The following is a 16,604-nucleotide window of genomic DNA, read 5'->3' as shown; positions in this document are numbered from 1 at the left end:
GATGGATCAGGCCTCCTCGTCGTAGACCCAGAAACGCTTGGTGGCGAACAGGAACAGGGTGAATGCGCCGACCAGGATCAGCATGACCCAGGCCATCGCGGCGCCGTATCCCGCGTGGTAGTTGGTGAAGGATTCGTCGTACATGTGGACCATGTAGAACAGGGTGGAGTTCATCGGCTTGCCCTGCGTGATGATGTAGCACTGGGTGAAGGCCAGGAAGCCGTTGATCATCTGCATGACCAGGTTGAAGAAGATGGTCGGGGTGAGCAGGGGCAGGGTGATCTTCCAGAACTGCGTCCACTTGGAGGCGCCGTCGACGCTGGCGGCCTCGTAGAGTTCGGCGGGGATCTGCTTGAGGGAGGCGAGGAAGATCAGCATCGAGGAGCCGAACTGCCAGACGGCCAGGATGATGAGCGTCCAGATGGCGGTCTTCGTGTTGCCGAGCCACGCGAAGTCGGACTTGACGCCGAACAGGCCGAGCACCTGGTTGATGGTGCCGTCGGAGGCGAACATCTGCTTCCACAGGACGGCGATGGCGACGGAGCCGCCGAGGATGGACGGCAGGTAGTAGGCGGCGCGGTAGAAGCCGGAGGCCTTGGAGTTCCTGAGCAGCAGCATGGCCACGAACAGGGCGAAGATCAGCTTGAGCGGCACGGAGATGAGGGCGAACAGGAAGGTCACGCCGAGGGACTTCCAGAACAGGTCGTCCTGGGTGAACATCTCGATGTAGTTGTCGAAGCCGATCCAGGAGGCCTCGCCGATGATGCTGTAGTCGGTGAACGAGTAGTAGAGCGACAGCACCATCGGGACGATCATGAACATCAGGAAGCCGAAGATGAACGGTGAGGCGCAGACGTATCCGGCGACGCTCTCCTTGTTGAGGAACCGGCGTAGCGCGCCTTCCTTGTGGAACGTCACCCCGGCGGTCTTCCTTGCCTTGTTCGCGTTGCGTGCCGAGACGGGCGCCGCTGCGGTTGCTTGGGACATTGCCATGCCTTTCGGGATATGAAGTGTGGGGACGACGAAAGCCGGACGTCGCTTGCGCGTCAAGCCATGCCCGGCTTTCGTCTGAAGGAGGAGGAGTAGTTGGAAGGAAAGGAGATTCCGTCACCGCCGGTCGTCGATTGTCGGTTGAGTGGAAGGACCGGCGGCGGCGTCATGGTCTGGTGTCGATGGGGCCTCCTTACTTCGCCAGGGCGTCGTTGGCCTCGTCGACCAGCGTCTTGGCGGCTTCGGCGGCGGTGTTCTTCTTGTACAGGACGTTCTCCTCGGCGGTCGGCAGCATCGTGGAGTTGAACTCGGTGGCTTCCTTCGGGGCCGGCGGGTTGATCTTCGAGCTGTTCGGGATGACCTTCTCGTTGAGGAACGCGACGGACTGCTTGTCGGTGTCGGCGAGGCTCGGCTCGAGGGCGTCCATCATCTTGGAGTTGATCGGCAGGCCGCGGTCGGTGGACATGGCCTTCACGGCCTTCTCGTTGTTCGTGTAGAAGTCGATGTACTTGGCGGCCAGCTCCGGGTTCTTGGCGGTCTTGGAGATCGCGAAGAACATGGCGGGCTTGACGTAGTCGGCCTTCTTCACGTTCTTGGCGGGCCAGGTGGTCATGGCCAGCTGGGTGCCGTCGGTGAGCACGGACTGCATCGAGGTGAAGTGGGAGGTGAACTTGAAGGAGCACCAGGAGCGGGCGGCGGGGTCGGAGCCGTAGACCAGCGGGTCCTGCTCGACGGAGCCGGCCTTGATCTGCGCGAAGATCTCCGGGGAGATGTGCCAGCCGTCCTCGATGCCGGTCTGGTAGACGTCGAGGTACTTCTCCACGTCCTTGGCGCTGGCGCCGAGCTTGCCGTCGGCGAACAGGGTCTTGCCCTCGCCGCGCAGCTGGTACTCGAGCAGCTCGGAGGCCTCGTAGTAGCGGTAGTTGGTCTTGACGCCGGTCTTCTCGTACACCTGCTTGGAGATGTCGATGAAGTCGTCGATGGTCATGTTGTCCGGGACCTCGATGCCGGCCTTGTCGAGCAGCGTCTTGTTGTAGATGAGCGCCGGGGCGGTGTTGCCGAGGCTCAGCGCGTAGGTCTTGCCGTCGATCTTGCCGGCCTCGAGCACGTTCTTGTCGATGTCGTCGGTCTTGATGGTCGTGCCGAGGTAGTCGTCGAGGTCGAGCAGCAGGCCGTTGTCGACGTACTGCTGGAGGTAGGAGTAGTCCATGGCGATCACGTCGGGCATCTGCTTGCCGGCCGCGTTGGTGGACAGCTTCTTCCAGTAGTCGTCCCATTCGGAGAACTGTCCGTTGACGGTGACGCCCTTGTTGGCCTGCTCGAACAGCTTGTTGACCTTGGCCTGACGCTCGTTGCGCTGCTGGTTGCCCCACCATGCGACCGTCAGGGTGTTGGCGTCCTTGCCATCGGAGGAGCTGGAGCCGCTGCCGCACGCAGCCATGGAGAGCATCGCCGCACCGGCCGCGACCGCCGCGATGATTGTCTTGCCGAACTTCATTACTGCAACCTTTCTTGATGTGCCGTAGGTTGATCGTCCTCGACCACCGGCCCGAGTATGTATGTGATTGGAAACCATCATCACCGATGTCTTCCGTGACATGAATCACTATAGCAAATATTTCCAAAGACACGCAACAGTTTCCACTTGTTTCCGCAAATAATTTCCAGAGCTCTTGCCGGGCATAGGAAAAGGTCCCGTTCCTCATCGGAACGGGACCTTCCGTGCGTTGCGGGCGTTCCCCCTCAGTCCGGACTACGACCGGCCAGTTCCCCTGAAGGGGGCGCAAAGAATCAACGGCCCTCGGAATTGGAGGAATTCCTAATGCGGGCTCCCTGAGGGCGCAAGGAATCGGCACACCACTTGCTCCCCCTGTCAGGGGGAGCTGTCACGCGAAGCGTGACTGAGGGGGTGGGGGTCACGCGGCCTCGTCGATCTCCGTCTCGTCCTCCACGGGCTCGGGGGACTTGGGCGCGACGCCGGTGGACTCCCTCGTGACGAGAATCTCGGGCACGAGTTCCACCTGCGGCTCCCCGGCCGCTGCCGCATCCTCGGGGAACGCGGCGGATTCGATCTTGTTGATGAGCATCTGCATGGCGAGCGCGCCCATGCGTTCCTGGCGCACGTCGATCGTCGTGAGCTGCGGGCGCACGACGCGCGAGAGCACGGAATCGTCGACGCCGATCACGCTCACCTCGCCGGGGATGTCGACGCCACGCTCGGCAAGGCGTCCGATGAGCCCGGTGGCGACGAGATCGTTGAACGCGACGACGCCGGTGACGCCGGGTTCGAGCAGTAGGGCGTCGCCCGCGTTGACGCCGCTAGCGTAGGTCGGTTCGAACGGTCCGATGACGATGCAGTCCATCCCGTAGGACTTGGCGGCGTCGATGCAGGTCCGGCAGCGCACCTGGTTGGCGTAGGAGCTGCCCATGCCGGAGATGTAGGCGATGTGTCTGTGCCCGAGGGAGGCGAGGTGGCGCACGGCCTGGAGGATGCCGGACGCGTCGTCGATGCCGACGGTGGAGAAGCCCTCGACCTGACGGTTGGTGAACACGGTGGTGGTCGGATCGCAGTAGCGTTTCAGTTCGGCGTCGCTCAGCCGCGGGGAGACGAGGATCTGGCCTTCGGAGGCGCCGATCACGCTCTGCAGCGTGTCGACGCGGTCGCCGGAGGCGTCCAGGTCGGCGACGAACAGGCGGTATTTCGCGTTCTGAGCGACGGAGAACAGCCCCTTGAAGATGTCGGTGAAGTAGAAGTTGCCGATGCCGGAGACGATGACGCCGAGGTTGCCGCGCGCGCCGCCGTCGGCGGGTTCGCGCGCGGGCGCGACGGACGCCGCCGACGTGCCGCGGTAGCCCATCTGGCGTGCGATCCGCATGATGCGCTCACGCGTCTCCGCCTTGACATTGCCGCCGTTCAGCGCGCGGGACACCGTCGATGCCGCGACGCCAGCGGCCTTCGCCACATCGGTGATGGTCGCTTCCGCCATGATGATTGACCTCCTGCATGGAAACACTTCGTCGTGGTTTCCATGCTACACGTTGTTTGCCAAAAGAATTGCATCATTTTGCGCAAAGTGAGACGGCCGCATCGCCTAACCCGGCCCCCTCAGTCCGGCCCTTGGCCGACTGAGGGGGCCGCCCGGCTCAGTCGAGGAGCGAGAGCACGTAGTCCTTCACGTCGCCGTCTTCGGCGTTGGCGGTGAAGTACTCCTTGAACCGCTCCCCCGCGAACGCGCCCTTGACGAGCTCCGGGTCGAGGTCCTTGTAGATGTCGACGAGCGGGCGGTAGGCGGCGGCGCGCACGCCGTCGAGGATCCTCTTGTTGCGCTGTTCGGGCACGACGCGCTCCTTCGGGTAGCCGGTTCCCGGCTGCTCGATCCACAGCTTCTCGAAGATGTATTCGAGGTTGAGCTCCTGCCCCCAGCCGTTCTTGAGCGCGAACGGGATGGCGATGGCGTTGCCGTCGTTGATCTGGGAGAACGTGTACGCGTCGAGCGGGTCCTCGACGTGTCCGCAGATCACGCCGGGGAAGCTGTTGAGGGCGAGCATCGCGCCTTCGCCGGTGCCGCAGCCGGTGACGACGTAGTCGGCGGCCTTCGTGTTGAGGAGGGCGGCGGCGAGGATGCCGTTCTGCACGTAGGTGAGCTGTGCGGCGTCGTCGGCCGCGTACATGCCGTAGTTGAACACCTCGTGCCCGTGCGTGGCGGCGACCTTCGCGAGCGCCTGTTCGATGACGCCGTTCTTGGCCGCCTGCGAATTCTCGTTGATCAGTGCGATCTTCATATGCGTGGTTCCTTTCACTGGGGCTGCTTGCCGATGTATGCCAGGATGCCGCCGTCGACGTAGAGGACGTGGCCGTTGACGAAGTCGGAGGCGTCGGAGGCGAGGAAGATGGCGGGGCCCTGGAGATCCTCGGGGGTGCCCCAGCGGGCGGCGGGCGTCTTGGCGACGATGAACGCGTCGAAGGGGTGGCGGGAGCCGTCGGGCTGGCGTTCGCGCAGCGGGGCGGTCTGCGGGGTGGCGATGTAGCCGGGTCCGATGGCGTTGCACTGGATGTTGGCTTCGCCATATTCGGAGCAGATGTTGCGGGTGAGCATCTTCAGTCCGCCCTTGGCGGCGGCGTAGGCGGAGACGGTCTCGCGGCCGAGTTCGCTCATCATCGAGCAGATGTTGATGATCTTGCCGTGGCCCTTCCTGATCATGCCGGGGATGACGGCTTTGGAGACGATGAACGGGCCGTTGAGGTCGACGTCGATGACCTGGCGGAAGTCGGCGGCGGACATCTCGAGCATGGGGATGCGCTTGATGATGCCGGCGTTGTTGACGAGGATGTCGATGGTGCCGAGGTCCTTCTCGATGTTCTCGACGAGGCCGGCGACGGCCTGTTCGTCGGTGACGTCGGCGACGTAGCCGTGGGCGTCGATGCCGGCCTCCTTGTAGGAGGCGAGGCCGCGGTCGACGGCCTCCTGGCTGCGGTCGTTGAAGGCGATCTTCGCGCCGGCGGCGGCGAAGGCGGTGGCGATGGCGAAGCCGATGCCGTAGCTGGCGCCGGTGACGAGCGCGACCTTGCCTTCGAGCGAGAACTTGCTCATGTCGTAACCCATGATGGTCCTTTCCGAGGTTTCCCTCTTCCCGATGGGTGGTGTGGTTGGTTGATGTGTGGTTGGTTGTATGGTCGGTGGTCGACGCCCGTCAGCAGTAGGAGACGAGCATCTCGGTGAACGCGAGGATGGTGAGCGACTGCCCGTAGGGCATCGGCGAGATGTCGATGCCGCGGTAGTAGTCGAGGTCCGTTCCCATGCCGGTACCGACGGAGACGCCGGCGACCGATCCGTGTTCGTCGATCCGGTCGAGCAGGCCCTCGACGGCGCGGTACGCGACGTCGAGGTATCGCTCGTCGAGATGTCCCTGGTGCACGGCCTTGAGGATGCCGTAGGCGATGCCCGCGGTGCCGGAGGATTCGAGGTAGGAGGTCTCGTCGTCGATGAGCGTGTGCCACAGGCCGCCGTCGCTCTGGTGCGCGGCAAGGGCGTCGACTTGCGCCTTGAGCACGGAGACGAGCCAGCGGTAGAGCGCGTCGCCTTCCTTGAGCCCGAGGATGTCGATGATCTCGGGGATCGCGATGGTGGCCCAGCAGTTGCCGCGCGCCCAGTGGGCGCCGACGAAGTTGTGGCGCCCGTCGAAGGTCCAACCATGGAACCACAGTCCGCTGGCGTCGTCCATCAGGTACTTGATGTGGATCTGGAACTGGTATTTCGCCTCTTCGACGTAGCGGCCGACGCCGAGCAGCCGGCCGATCTTGGCGAGCGGGAGCACGGTCATGACGAGCGTGTCGGCCCACAGCTGATTGTGGTGGGGTTCTCCGAGCGTGATGTGCTGCATGCCGTCCAGGTCGGTGCGGGGCATGCTCTCGTACGCCCAACGCGCCCATTGCTCGAGGTAGGGGCGGAATCGGCTGTCGCCGGTGCGTTCGTACAGGTAGGCCATGGTGAGCAGCGGGCACATCGTGTTGACGTTCTTGTCCGGGCTGTCTTCGGCGAGACGGCCGTCGAACCATGCGGTGACGGCGTTGAACGCCTTGGCGCTTCCGGTCACCTCATAGTTGCGGTACAGCCCGTACAGTCCGATGCCCTGCGGCCAGTTCCATACGTTCCAGCTTTTGTCGTCGATGACGACGTCGCCGACCTTCCACAGCCCCTCGCCATCGTTGGACGCGATGGAGACGAGGTTGTCCGTCATGGCGTCGATCGATCGCAGCAGCCGTTCCCTGGTGGCCGGCATCTGTGGTGGTTCCATGAATCCTCGTTTCTGGTGGATGGTTGCGCCGGGACCGATCTGCGGTGACCGTCCGGCGGGAAAGCGATGGAGATTGGAGGTTTTCGCTTTCATGGAATACTGTACAACATTTCCAGCAAACATGGAAATCAGTTTCCAGCGTGTTGCATAATTTCCATCACACGCCCTGATACCGTGCGATGGCGCGCGTGATCGCCTCGCCCTTGGTCTCCTCGGTGATGACCGGCAGATACGGCCGGTACCGCTCGACGACGGCGAGCGCGTCGGCGATGCGCATCACGCCCTCGCCGATGTTCACCATGTCGAGTTCCAGCCGTCCGGGCACCGGGCGGAAATCCTTGAGGTGCATGGCGACGATGTGGTCGCCGAAACGGGAGAACGCCTCCTCGATCACGTCGATCTGGCTGTCGTACGTCTCGCCGTCGATGAGCACGGACGGGTCGAGCACGATGCCCATCCATGGCGAGTCGATGTCGCGGATCAGCCGTTCGATCGTATCGAGGTCGTGGATCGGGTGGTTGCGGCCCGGTTCGATGCCGACGAGCGTCGAGTACTGCTCGCCCGCCGCGACGAGCCGGCGGATCACGCCGACCGTGTCGAGGTACACGTCCTCGGTGAAGTTGCGTTCGGTGTATACGCCGAGCGTCTCGAGCACGGAGCCGGTCTCGCTGGCGACCATCGGCGCGCCGAAGTACTTCGCGTGGCGCAGGTACGCCTCGAACTTCTCGAGCAGCGCCTCGCGCGTGGCGGGATCCGGGTGGATCATGTTGATGTAGCAGCTGAGCACGGCGATCTGCACGCCCTGCTCGGCGAGCACGCGGCGGAAGTACGTGCCCATGCCGGGATTGATCTCGCGCGCCCCGGACTTCAGGTCCGGGAAGAGCGCGTTGAGCGCGAACTGCACGTTGTGCGCGCCGGTGGCCGCGATGCCGCGCGCCAGGCCCTCGAGCGTGCCGTCGAACGACACGTCGTGGCCGCGGACTCCGAAATCGATCATCGTATCGTCTCCTCTCACCGCTAGGCGCGGGCGGCGGCGACGGCCTCGCGCGCGGCGCGGCACGCCTGCGCGACGGCCGCCCAGTCGCCGACCTTCTGCGCGGCGGACGGCACCGGGAAGCTGCCGCCGACGGCGAACACGTTCTTCAATGCCGCGTAGTCGGCCACGTTCGTGAGGTTCACGCCGCCGGTGGGCAGGAACTTCATCTCGGCGAACGGGCCGGCGAGCGCCTTGAGCGTCTTCACGCCGCCGTACGCCTCGGCCGGGAAGAACTTCGCATAACGCAGGCCGCGGTCGTACGCCTTCTCGATGTCGGAGGGGACGGCGGTGCCGGGCAGGACGAGCACGTCGCTGTCGAGGCACCAGTCGACGACGCGCTCGTCGAAGGACGGGGTGACGATGCCGATGCAGCCGGCGGCGACGGCCTGGCGCGCCTGCTCGACGCTGTGCACGGTGCCGGCGATGAGCATGACTTCGGGCACGTAGTCGTGGATGCGGGCCATGCCTGCGAGGGCGGCTTCGGAACGGAACGTGACCTCGGCGATCGGCACGCCGCCGTCGGTGAGGGCGTGGGCGAGCGGGATGGCCTCGTCCGCGTCGTTCAGGGTGACGAGCGGGACGACGCCGAGGCGTTCCATCGTGCCGATGGTGGCCTGCTTGTCGGACAGGGTGGTGAGGGTGGGTTCGAGGATCGCGGTGCTCATGGTTGGCTCCTTTGCTGGAAGATGCGGGATGGTGATCGGTTTTCGATGATTGCGGTTCGTATGGGATGATGGACGGCGGGCGGGCGCGTGCGCGCCCGTCACACGAGGACGGTCTCGCGCAGCGGCGCGCGGTCGTGCAGCATCATGAATTCGTCGAGCTCGGTGATGGTGGGCAGCCCCTCGTTGTCGGAGACGACCTGCGTCTGCATCGCGCCGACCGCGCAGGCGCGTTCCATCGCGGTGGCGATGGTGTGGCCTTCGAGCAGGGCGGAGAGGAGTCCCGCGGCGAAGCCGTCGCCTGCGCCGACCGTGTCGACCACATGGTCGACGACGAAGCCGGGCACGTAGACGCCGTCCGTGCCGTCGGTCGCGTAGGCGCCGCGCGGGCCGTCCTTGACGACGACGCAGCGCGCGCCGTTGTCGATGAACGCCTTGCCGATCGATTCGACGTCGTCGACGCCGAACAGTTCGCGTCCTTCGCCGATGCCGGGCAGGACGAGGTCGGATTGCGCGGCGAGCCGGCGCAGCGTGGACTTCATCACGGTCTCGCTCATCCACAATGCGGGGCGCAGGTTCGGGTCGAAGGACAGGAACAGGTTGTGGCGCCTGGCGTAGACGACGAGCGCTTCGGCGGCGTCCATCGTCGACGGGGAGAGCGGCGGCAGGATGCCGGTCAGGTGGACCACGGAGAGTCCCGTCGGATCGATCTTGTTGACGTCGCCGCCGCTGAGCGTGGATGCGGCGGATCCCTTGCGGTAGTAATAGGTCTTCGGGTCGCCCGCATGTTCGCGCGTCTTCATCATGAAGCCGGTGTGACGGTCGGGATCGACGCCCAGCAGGGAGGTGTCGAGTTTCTCTGCCTCCATGAGCAGACGGATGCGGGTGCCGAGCGGATCGTCGCCCACGCGGGTCAGATAGCGCGGGTTCTGGCCGAGCCGCTTGAGGCCGATGGCCACGTTGAGCTCGGCACCGGCCACGGAGGCCTGGAACATGCCGACGCTGCTGCATGGGCCCTCCTGCCCTGCGGTGAACAGTCCCATCGCCTCGCCGGCGAGGAGCACGCCGCCTGGTCGTATGCCCGGGACGCGGAAATCATCGCCGTTCTCCATCGCACACCTCGTTTCCTGATTGGTCGTCGTTATGGTTATGGTCGTCGTCGTTGGCGGGTCCCGACCGCTTCGTCCGGGACCTTCGTCGTCGTTGTGGTTTCAGGGTATGAGCGCTCGGCCGATCCGCGGAATAAGTTGCCATCCGTTTCACCCGGCACGCCGTCGGTTCCATCAGGTCGCGAGCGTGCGACCCGCCCCAGCCCAGCAATCGCAACGCCTCCCGAGGGATCAAGGACGATTGCGCCCCGATGCAACCCGCCCTGCAATCCCCACCGCAAATCCTGCAAACTGCTCCGCTCTCCGCTCTCTCCGATGGAGCGGCTCACGCATGCAATCGTTTGCGGATTTTTTCTTGTGCGGACATATTTTGTGTGAGCGCTCCCAGTCATCACAAGGCAACAAAACATGCCACCATGCGGACAGAACATGCGTTTCCCATCCCCGTAACGTCACCCACAAACGCTATGATTTCCAGTGTCTACAACGTTAGTACCCAGTCAAAGGAGAGCACATGACCACGCTGGCCATCGATATCGGAGGAACCAAGATCGCGGGTGCCGTTTGCGATGAAAACGATAGCATCATCCAGCGTTGGCGCGTGCCCACACCAATGGACGCCGACGCCATCAACCAGCACATCGCCGAGATCTACCACGAGGCCGTCGCCGCCGGACACACCGATATCCAGGCGATCGGCATCTCCGCGGCCGGCAACGTCGCCGCGGACCGCAAGACCCTGACCTTCGCGGCCAACATCCCCGCGTGGATCGACTACAACCTGTCCGAGCATGTCGGCGCGCTCATCGACCACGCCGTGCCGGTCGTCGTCGAGAACGACGCGAACTGCGCCGGCTGGGGCGAATACGTGCACGGTGCCGGCCAGGGGCACCGCAACATGGTGGCGCTCACCGTCGGCACCGGCCTCGGCGGCGCGATCGTCATCAACGGCGACCTGTACCGCGGCTCGTTCGGCATGGCCGCCGAGCTCGGCCACCTGCCGATGGTCCCGGACGGCGACCACTGCGGCTGCGGCCTGCGCGGCTGCGCCGAGCGCTACACCTCCGGTACCTCGCTCGAGAACTTCGCCAAGTCGGCCGTGCGCCGCCGTCCGCAGGACGGCAAGCGCCTGATGGAACTGTGCGGCGGCGACATCACGAAGCTGGAGGGCCCGATGGTCTCCCAGGCCGCGCAGGAGGGCGACGAGCTCGGTCTGTACGCGTTCGGCAAGATCGGCGAATGGCTGGGCCGCACGATGGCCGCCGTCGCCGCCGTGCTCGACCCGGACATCTTCGTGATCGGCGGCGGCGTGGTGGCCGTCGGCGACATCCTGCTTGAACCGGCCCGTTACAACTACGCGCGTTTCCTCGAAGGCAGCGCCTACCGCAGCCACGCGAAGATCGTCGCCGCCACCGCCGGCCAGGACGCCGGCCTCATCGGCGCCGCCAACCTCGCCCTGCGGTAACAGGCCCTCGATTCCTGACGCCTCCCCAGCGAAGTTCAAGGGACTTTGTTCGCCCCCTCTGACGAGGGGGCTCCCGGCAAAGCCGGGTGGGGGAGAGACAGCGGCCGCAGGCCGCGGAAGATACGGCATCGACCGAAGGGCAATTCGATTTCCCCGCGGCCTACGGCCGCTCTTTCCTTCTCTCCCTCAGTCGGCTCCGCCGACAGCTCCCTCATCAGAGGGAGCCGAATTCCCACACCCCGCAACATCATGAAAACGCGAAAGCCCCGTCGCAATGACGGGGCTTTCTTTGGCGACCACGACCGGACTTGAACCGGCGACCTCCGCCGTGACAGGGCGGCGCTCTAACCAACTGAGCTACGCGGCCGTTTCGCACTTGCGCTGTGCAAGCACGAGTAGATATATTACCGATATCCGCGACCCATGCAACTCTCGGCGTGTCGCGCTTGCGATTCCTCAGCGGCACCCCGCGCCCATCACCGAAAAACCCAGTGATTCCAAGCGGTTTCAAACAGTCCAAAACACTCCGGCGCTCCCCTACCCCAGCAGCATCTTCACCGCGACCGCGACACCCAATACCACCAGGAATCCGACGACCACCAGCGCATACCGCAGCATCAGGCGGCGCTCGCGTTTCGCCCGGACCATGTCCAACCCCCATCCTTCGGAGGGAATCTGCGCTTCGGCGCGGGCGCGGCGCGCGACGTCCTCGTCGATGGCGGCGCGCGCGTCGGCGACGACCACATGGTCCGGCAGCGCCATCCGCGCGATCGGCATCACCGCGCGCGACAGACTCCCCGCGAGCACGACCACCGACGTATACGCCGCACAGGCCGCGACGCCGCGCGAAAGCAACCCCACGACCGCCAACCCGGCCAATCCGTACGCGAACAGCACCCATTGCATGCGTCGCAGCGTGCGGATGCACCGCTCGGTCGGATGGAACCGGAACGTCACGCACCACGCGCCGACGGCGACCAACGGCACGCACGCCAACGCGACGGCGAGCGGAAAACCGTCCATGCCGGCGTCCGCGAACACGCCCGATACGCTCAACGCCACGTCGACGCCAAGGAACAGCATGGCCGCGACAAGCTGGATCACACCGATCGCGAGCACGCGCCGACGTTCCGACGACGGGCGCACCGGCGGCTGCGTCCACCACCAGTCGACCGTCCCCAACCGCGGGCCGCGACGCAGGTACGCGGCGGCCACGCGGTCGCCGTCCTCCGCGTCGCGGATCAGGGCGGCCGCACGCCGCCACCCGATCACGTACGTCAACGCGCCCACGCTGGCGACAAATGCCGCGATGGCGAGCCACGGATAGACGCGGCCGAGCGGGGTCGCGCCGGCACGGTCCATGCCCGCCGCGATTGCGCACGCCAGCAGCGCGAGGAACGCCGCCAGCCAGATCGATGCCCTGACGCGGATGCGTCGCAGCGCCGCACGGTCGGTGGGCGTCACCGCACCGCCATCGTTCCGCGCGCCATCGCCGCCGAATCCTTCATCCATGGCCTCATCATCGCATCGAATCCGTCGGACCTGACGTCACGCGACATGAACAGTCGATGAACGCGCGAAACGCCACGCACGAAACGCCACGCACCAGACCACACGAAACGCGCGAAACTCACGCCTCGACCAACTCGGGCGGGCGGCGCGTGGAGAAACGGAACATGAGCGCGGCGAGCACGGCACCGCACACGGCCATGCCGGCGAGCGGCCACATGCTCGACGCGAAGCCGAGCAGATACGATGCGGCGGCCGGGGCGCCGGAGCGTGCGGCGGCGGCCGAGAACTCGGTGATCAGCGCGCTCGCGACGGCGGTGCCGATCGCGCCGGCGAGCTGCTGGACCGTGTTCATCACGGCGGAACCGTCCGCGTTGAGCCGCGCGGGCAGCTGGTTGAGCGCGTGCGTCTGGTCGGGCACGAGCACGAATCCGGAGCATGCCATGAACAGCGCGTAGGCGACGGCCACCGCGATCACGTTGCGGTAGGCGACGATGATCGCCGCGTCCATCACGGTGACGCCGAGGAACCCGCACAGGATGAACTTCGGCGGGAAATGGCCCTTCAGCGCGCCGCCGATCATCGGCGCGGCGATCGCGCCGACCACCGCGCCGGGCAGGAGGATCAGCGCGGCGACGAGCGAGCCGAAACCGAAGCCGCGCTGCAGCAGGATCGGCAGCATGAAGTTGAGGCCGAGCACGCCGCCCGAGGCCATGAGCAGGATGAGCATGCCGAGCGTGAACCCGGGGTAGCCGAACACGCGCACTTCGACCAGCGGACGGTCCATCCTCAGCTGCGCGGCGGCGAACACGGCGAGCACGGCGACGGCACCGGCGAGCGTCGCCCAGAACCGCCAGTCGCCGTTCCATGCGGCGAAGAAGCTGACCGCGACGATCAGGCCCGCGAGTCCGAGCGCGACCAGCAGCAGCGACGGCACGCTGATGCGCGCCTGCTCCGCGTCGCCCGGATGCCGGATCTCCGGCACGGTGGCGACGCCGAGCGCGAAGGAGACCACGAGGAACGGCAGCATCGCGTAGAAGATCCAATGCCAGTCGAGCCATTCCATCACGACGCCGCCGAACACCGGGCCGATGGCGGGCGCGGCGCAGGTGACGAGGCTCACGATGCCGAGCATCGCGCCACGCTGTTCGAGCGGCGCCTTCTCCAGGATGATGGTGGTGATGAGCGGCAGGGAGATGCCGGTGCCGAGCGCCATGACGAGACGCGCGGCGAGCAGCATCGGGAAGCTCGCGGCGAGCGCGCCGATCAGCGTGCCGAGCGTGAAGATCACGACGGCGACGACGAACAGCGTCTTCGTGGCGAACCGTCGCACCATGAACGGCGAGCTCGGGATCGCGACGGACAACAGCAGCAGGTAGCCGGTGGTGAGCCATTGCACGGTGGACGCGTCGATCGCGAACTCGGCCATCAGCGTCGAATAGGCGATGTTGAGCGACGTTTCGGACAGGATGCCGAGGAACGTGAGGATGGCGAGCGCGACGACGGTGACGACGAGCTTCGGCGCGACGGGCCGTTTGGCGGTGTCCGTAGCGCCGCCGCCGTCACGGCCGGTTCGCGCGGATTCCACCGACTCCCCCGCGCGTGCCGCCCGTGCGTTCTGGGTGTCGTGTCCGTTCATGCGATTGTGCCTCCGTTCCCGTCATGACCATGATTGTTGCATATCAAACAATGTCATCGTACGGGCGAATGTTACGCGAAACGCACCATGCCGGCCAGCACCGCGACCACGCACTGCGCGGCGGCGAGCGCGGTGAACAGGACGAGCGGCGCGACCCATGCGCCGGACAGTTCGGCCAGCGTGCCGAAGGCGAGCGGGCCGACGGAGGCGACCAGATAGCCGAGCGACTGCGCCATGCCGGACAATGCGACCGTGTCGGCCGGGGTGCGGCCGCGCAGGGCGATCAGCGTGAGCGCGACGACCAGCGACGCGCCCTGCCCCATGCCGCCGATCACGCTCCACAGCATCGACGCCGCGGGTGCCAGCAGCCAGCCGCATCCGGCGACGACCATCGGCACGCTGGCGACGAGCGCCGCGCATACCTGGTTGCCGCTCACGTGCATCAGCGCGGGGATCAGGAGGCCGGAGAGGATGCCGAGCGATTGGAAGACGAACAGTTGGATGCCGGCCTGCGATTCGGAGAATCCGGCGGCCGCGGCGAGCGAGGGCAGCCAGTTTGACATCGTGTAGAACGCGGCCGACTGCAATCCCATGAACAACGTCACCCACCACGTCATCGGGCGTCGCCACAGCGGACGTGCGTCCGTGGCGACGGCGACGGCGGCATCCATGACGGTACCGGCGGTACCGGCGGCGACGTTCGCGGCGGAACCGGCGGCGACGCCGTTTCCGTTTCCCCGCATCCCGCGCGCCACGCGGATCGACCACAATGCGGCGACGACGAGCGGCGGCACGGCCCAGACGGCGAGCGCCGGCCGCCAGCCGCCGAGCGCGGCGGCGAGCGGCGCGGCGGTGAGACCGGCGATGGCGGAGCCGGCGGTGATGCAGCCGGAGTACACGCCCGTGGCGACGGCGATATGACGGGCGTAGTCGCGTTTCGCGATGACCGGCACGAGCACGTTGCCGGCGGCGATGCCCGCGCCGACGGCGAACGTGCCCAGCCACACGCCGGCCGGACCGCCGAACGACCGGACGAGGTCGCCGGCGGCGAGGACGAGCAGCGCGGCGAGGACGGTGCCGTCCGCGCCGAGACGTCGTTCCGCGAACCGGACCAGCGGGCTGACGGCGGCGAACGCCCACAGCGGCATCGCGCCGAGCACGCCGAGCACGCTCTCGCCCCAGCCGAGATCGTCGCCGATACGCGTGAGCACCGGCCCGACGCCGGCGATCGCGGGACGCAGGTTCAGCGCCACCAGGAAGATGAGGGCCGCCAGCAGGGCGGGGGTCGCGGGGTTGGCCGGTGCCGTGGTATTGGTCGACGCCGCGGAATCAGCGGCCTTGGCGGTGCTCATCGGGCGGCGAGCACGGCGTCGATCACGGTGGCGACGCCGCGGTCGTTGTTGCTCGGGGCGATCCAGCCGGCGTGGGCGCGCATGTGCTCCTCGGCGTTCGCCACCACGTAGCCGTGGCCGGCGGCTTCGAGCATCTGGATGTCGTTGTAGGTGTCGCCGAGCGCGCAGGCGTCCTCGAGCCGCACGCCGAGGTGTTCGCACAGGCGGGCGAGGCCGGCGCCCTTGTCGACGCCGGGATTCATCATGTCGATCCACATCTTGCCGGCGTTCGTCACCGTGTAGCGGTCGGACCAGGCGTCGCGGTAGGTCTCGCGGTACACCTCCTCGGAATCGTTGCCGGGGAAGAACACCGTGTACTTGTTGACGTCGGCGTCGAGCGTCGTGATGTCGTCCATGTAGACGATCTTCTTGTAGAACGTGCGGAAGTAGTCGTCGTACTTCCTGTCGCACGAACGGATGAAGCACGCCTCGAGACCGCAGACGGTGGGGCATCCGCGGCCGTCGGCGAGCGTGAAGTCGATCAGCCGGCGGTACTCCTCGACGGGGATGAGGCTCTCGTAGACGAGCTCGCCGCGGCAGTAGATCGCGGCGCCGTTGTCGGACATCAACGCCATGTGGTCCGCGAGATCGGGGAACATCTCGGCCAGCGTGTAGTTCGGGCGGCCGCTCGCCGCGCAGAACGTGAGTCCGGCGGCGTCCAGCGCGAGGATGCGCTCGGCCATGCGCGGCGGCATCGTGCCGTCGTCGGCGAGCAGCGTGCAGTCCATGTCGCTGGCGACGACCCTGATGTCCTTCAGCCCGGCGTCTTCGGTGAAATCGGGCAGGTTCTGCGGATTCTGCGGCATGTGCGCCACTCCTTCGTCTCTCGTCTCTCACTCGTTACGGACGTTCCGCGAGCGGACGTCCGTGTTTCGACCCGCACCACTGTAGCGCAGGGCGGCCATGACAAACGCCGGCATTCCAGCCCTTCCGATAGCATGGTGGGCGGTGGTTCGGCCCGTATCCGACCAGCATGCGGACACCATGCGTCCGCATCATACGCGGAT

Annotated in this window: 14 protein-coding genes and 1 tRNA gene; 1 reads left to right on the top strand and 14 read right to left on the bottom strand. The window is 66.3% G+C overall.

Annotation, left to right across the window (positions count from 1 at the left end; genetic code table 11):
- Positions 1 to 6: 6 nt before the first annotated feature.
- From AC1AYP_RS07650 to AC1AYP_RS07610, 9 genes are all read right to left on the bottom strand, one after another.
- The gene (locus AC1AYP_RS07650; protein WP_476502521.1) at positions 7 to 987 is read right to left on the bottom strand and encodes a carbohydrate ABC transporter permease; all 981 of its coding nucleotides are present in this window, start codon (positions 985 to 987) and stop codon (positions 7 to 9) included.
- A gap of 196 nt (positions 988 to 1,183) precedes the next feature.
- Positions 1,184 to 2,488 (bottom strand): ABC transporter substrate-binding protein, encoded by a 1,305-nt coding sequence (locus tag AC1AYP_RS07645; RefSeq protein ID WP_476502522.1) that lies wholly within the window; start codon positions 2,486 to 2,488, stop codon positions 1,184 to 1,186.
- A 418-nt stretch (positions 2,489 to 2,906) separates the two neighbouring features.
- Complete coding sequence (locus tag AC1AYP_RS07640) at positions 2,907 to 3,977, bottom strand: LacI family DNA-binding transcriptional regulator (RefSeq protein WP_476547354.1); 1,071 nt, start codon at positions 3,975 to 3,977, stop codon at positions 2,907 to 2,909.
- Between the two features lie 157 nt (positions 3,978 to 4,134).
- Positions 4,135 to 4,773, bottom strand: coding sequence for an RpiB/LacA/LacB family sugar-phosphate isomerase (locus AC1AYP_RS07635; RefSeq protein WP_476547353.1), 639 nt, complete (start codon positions 4,771 to 4,773; stop codon positions 4,135 to 4,137).
- Positions 4,774 to 4,787: 14 nt separating this feature from the next.
- Complete coding sequence (locus tag AC1AYP_RS07630; protein WP_476547352.1) at positions 4,788 to 5,594, bottom strand: gluconate 5-dehydrogenase; 807 nt, start codon at positions 5,592 to 5,594, stop codon at positions 4,788 to 4,790.
- 88 nt (positions 5,595 to 5,682) lie between these two features.
- Positions 5,683 to 6,786, bottom strand: a complete 1,104-nt coding sequence (bglB, locus tag AC1AYP_RS07625; RefSeq protein ID WP_476547350.1) for a beta-galactosidase BglB — start codon at positions 6,784 to 6,786, stop codon at positions 5,683 to 5,685.
- Positions 6,787 to 6,943: 157 nt separating this feature from the next.
- Complete coding sequence (locus AC1AYP_RS07620; protein WP_476547348.1) at positions 6,944 to 7,783, bottom strand: sugar phosphate isomerase/epimerase family protein; 840 nt, start codon at positions 7,781 to 7,783, stop codon at positions 6,944 to 6,946.
- 20 nt (positions 7,784 to 7,803) lie between these two features.
- Positions 7,804 to 8,487 carry a bifunctional 4-hydroxy-2-oxoglutarate aldolase/2-dehydro-3-deoxy-phosphogluconate aldolase gene (eda, locus tag AC1AYP_RS07615; RefSeq protein WP_476547346.1) on the bottom strand — a complete coding sequence of 228 codons (684 nt, stop codon included), beginning with the start codon at positions 8,485 to 8,487 and terminating at the stop codon, positions 7,804 to 7,806.
- A 98-nt stretch (positions 8,488 to 8,585) separates the two neighbouring features.
- On the bottom strand, positions 8,586 to 9,596 hold the full coding sequence (locus tag AC1AYP_RS07610) for a sugar kinase (RefSeq protein ID WP_476547344.1): 1,011 nt from the start codon (positions 9,594 to 9,596) through the stop codon (positions 8,586 to 8,588).
- A 511-nt stretch (positions 9,597 to 10,107) separates the two neighbouring features.
- On the opposite strand from AC1AYP_RS07610, the gene AC1AYP_RS07605 reads away from it, so the two are divergent.
- Complete coding sequence (locus tag AC1AYP_RS07605; protein WP_476531406.1) at positions 10,108 to 11,058, top strand: ROK family glucokinase; 951 nt, start codon at positions 10,108 to 10,110, stop codon at positions 11,056 to 11,058.
- 290 nt (positions 11,059 to 11,348) lie between these two features.
- Here AC1AYP_RS07605 and AC1AYP_RS07600 read toward each other — a convergent pair.
- The 5 genes from AC1AYP_RS07600 to AC1AYP_RS07580 form a co-directional block, all read right to left on the bottom strand.
- Positions 11,349 to 11,425, bottom strand: a tRNA-Asp gene (locus tag AC1AYP_RS07600).
- A 170-nt stretch (positions 11,426 to 11,595) separates the two neighbouring features.
- Positions 11,596 to 12,570 carry a hypothetical protein gene (locus tag AC1AYP_RS07595; protein WP_476547343.1) on the bottom strand — a complete coding sequence of 325 codons (975 nt, stop codon included), beginning with the start codon at positions 12,568 to 12,570 and terminating at the stop codon, positions 11,596 to 11,598.
- Positions 12,571 to 12,688: 118 nt separating this feature from the next.
- A complete protein-coding gene (locus AC1AYP_RS07590; protein ID WP_476547341.1) occupies positions 12,689 to 14,206 on the bottom strand; it encodes a DHA2 family efflux MFS transporter permease subunit in 1,518 nt (505 codons plus the stop codon).
- A gap of 71 nt (positions 14,207 to 14,277) precedes the next feature.
- Complete coding sequence (locus AC1AYP_RS07585; RefSeq protein WP_476547340.1) at positions 14,278 to 15,558, bottom strand: MFS transporter; 1,281 nt, start codon at positions 15,556 to 15,558, stop codon at positions 14,278 to 14,280.
- The gene (locus AC1AYP_RS07580) at positions 15,555 to 16,403 is read right to left on the bottom strand and encodes an HAD family hydrolase (protein WP_476547339.1); all 849 of its coding nucleotides are present in this window, start codon (positions 16,401 to 16,403) and stop codon (positions 15,555 to 15,557) included. The genes AC1AYP_RS07585 and AC1AYP_RS07580 overlap by 4 nt, the downstream gene beginning before the upstream one ends.
- Positions 16,404 to 16,604 lie beyond the last annotated feature (201 nt).

It is taken from the genome of Bifidobacterium sp. LH_424, assembly GCF_056356895.1.
The sequence above is the reverse complement of the archived record's forward strand: the minus strand, read 5'-3'. Positions and strand labels throughout refer to the sequence as shown.

Bases quoted from the DNA above. Each gene is read 5' to 3' on its own strand.
- AC1AYP_RS07585 (WP_476547340.1), bottom strand. From the start codon at position 15,558: ATGAGCACCGCCAAGGCCGCTGATTCCGCGGCGTCGACCAATACCACG.
- AC1AYP_RS07645 (WP_476502522.1), bottom strand. From the start codon at position 2,488: ATGAAGTTCGGCAAGACAATCATCGCGGCGGTCGCGGCCGGTGCGGCG.
- AC1AYP_RS07640 (WP_476547354.1), bottom strand. From the start codon at position 3,977: ATGGCGGAAGCGACCATCACCGATGTGGCGAAGGCCGCTGGCGTCGCG.
- AC1AYP_RS07650 (WP_476502521.1), bottom strand. From the start codon at position 987: ATGTCCCAAGCAACCGCAGCGGCGCCCGTCTCGGCACGCAACGCGAAC.
- AC1AYP_RS07620 (WP_476547348.1), bottom strand. From the start codon at position 7,783: ATGATCGATTTCGGAGTCCGCGGCCACGACGTGTCGTTCGACGGCACG.
- AC1AYP_RS07590 (WP_476547341.1), bottom strand. From the start codon at position 14,206: ATGAACGGACACGACACCCAGAACGCACGGGCGGCACGCGCGGGGGAG.
- AC1AYP_RS07610 (WP_476547344.1), bottom strand. From the start codon at position 9,596: ATGGAGAACGGCGATGATTTCCGCGTCCCGGGCATACGACCAGGCGGC.
- AC1AYP_RS07630 (WP_476547352.1), bottom strand. From the start codon at position 5,594: ATGGGTTACGACATGAGCAAGTTCTCGCTCGAAGGCAAGGTCGCGCTC.
- AC1AYP_RS07580 (WP_476547339.1), bottom strand. From the start codon at position 16,403: ATGCCGCAGAATCCGCAGAACCTGCCCGATTTCACCGAAGACGCCGGG.
- eda (WP_476547346.1), bottom strand. From the start codon at position 8,487: ATGAGCACCGCGATCCTCGAACCCACCCTCACCACCCTGTCCGACAAG.
- AC1AYP_RS07605 (WP_476531406.1), top strand. From the start codon at position 10,108: ATGACCACGCTGGCCATCGATATCGGAGGAACCAAGATCGCGGGTGCC.
- bglB (WP_476547350.1), bottom strand. From the start codon at position 6,786: ATGGAACCACCACAGATGCCGGCCACCAGGGAACGGCTGCTGCGATCG.
- AC1AYP_RS07595 (WP_476547343.1), bottom strand. From the start codon at position 12,570: ATGGATGAAGGATTCGGCGGCGATGGCGCGCGGAACGATGGCGGTGCG.
- AC1AYP_RS07635 (WP_476547353.1), bottom strand. From the start codon at position 4,773: ATGAAGATCGCACTGATCAACGAGAATTCGCAGGCGGCCAAGAACGGC.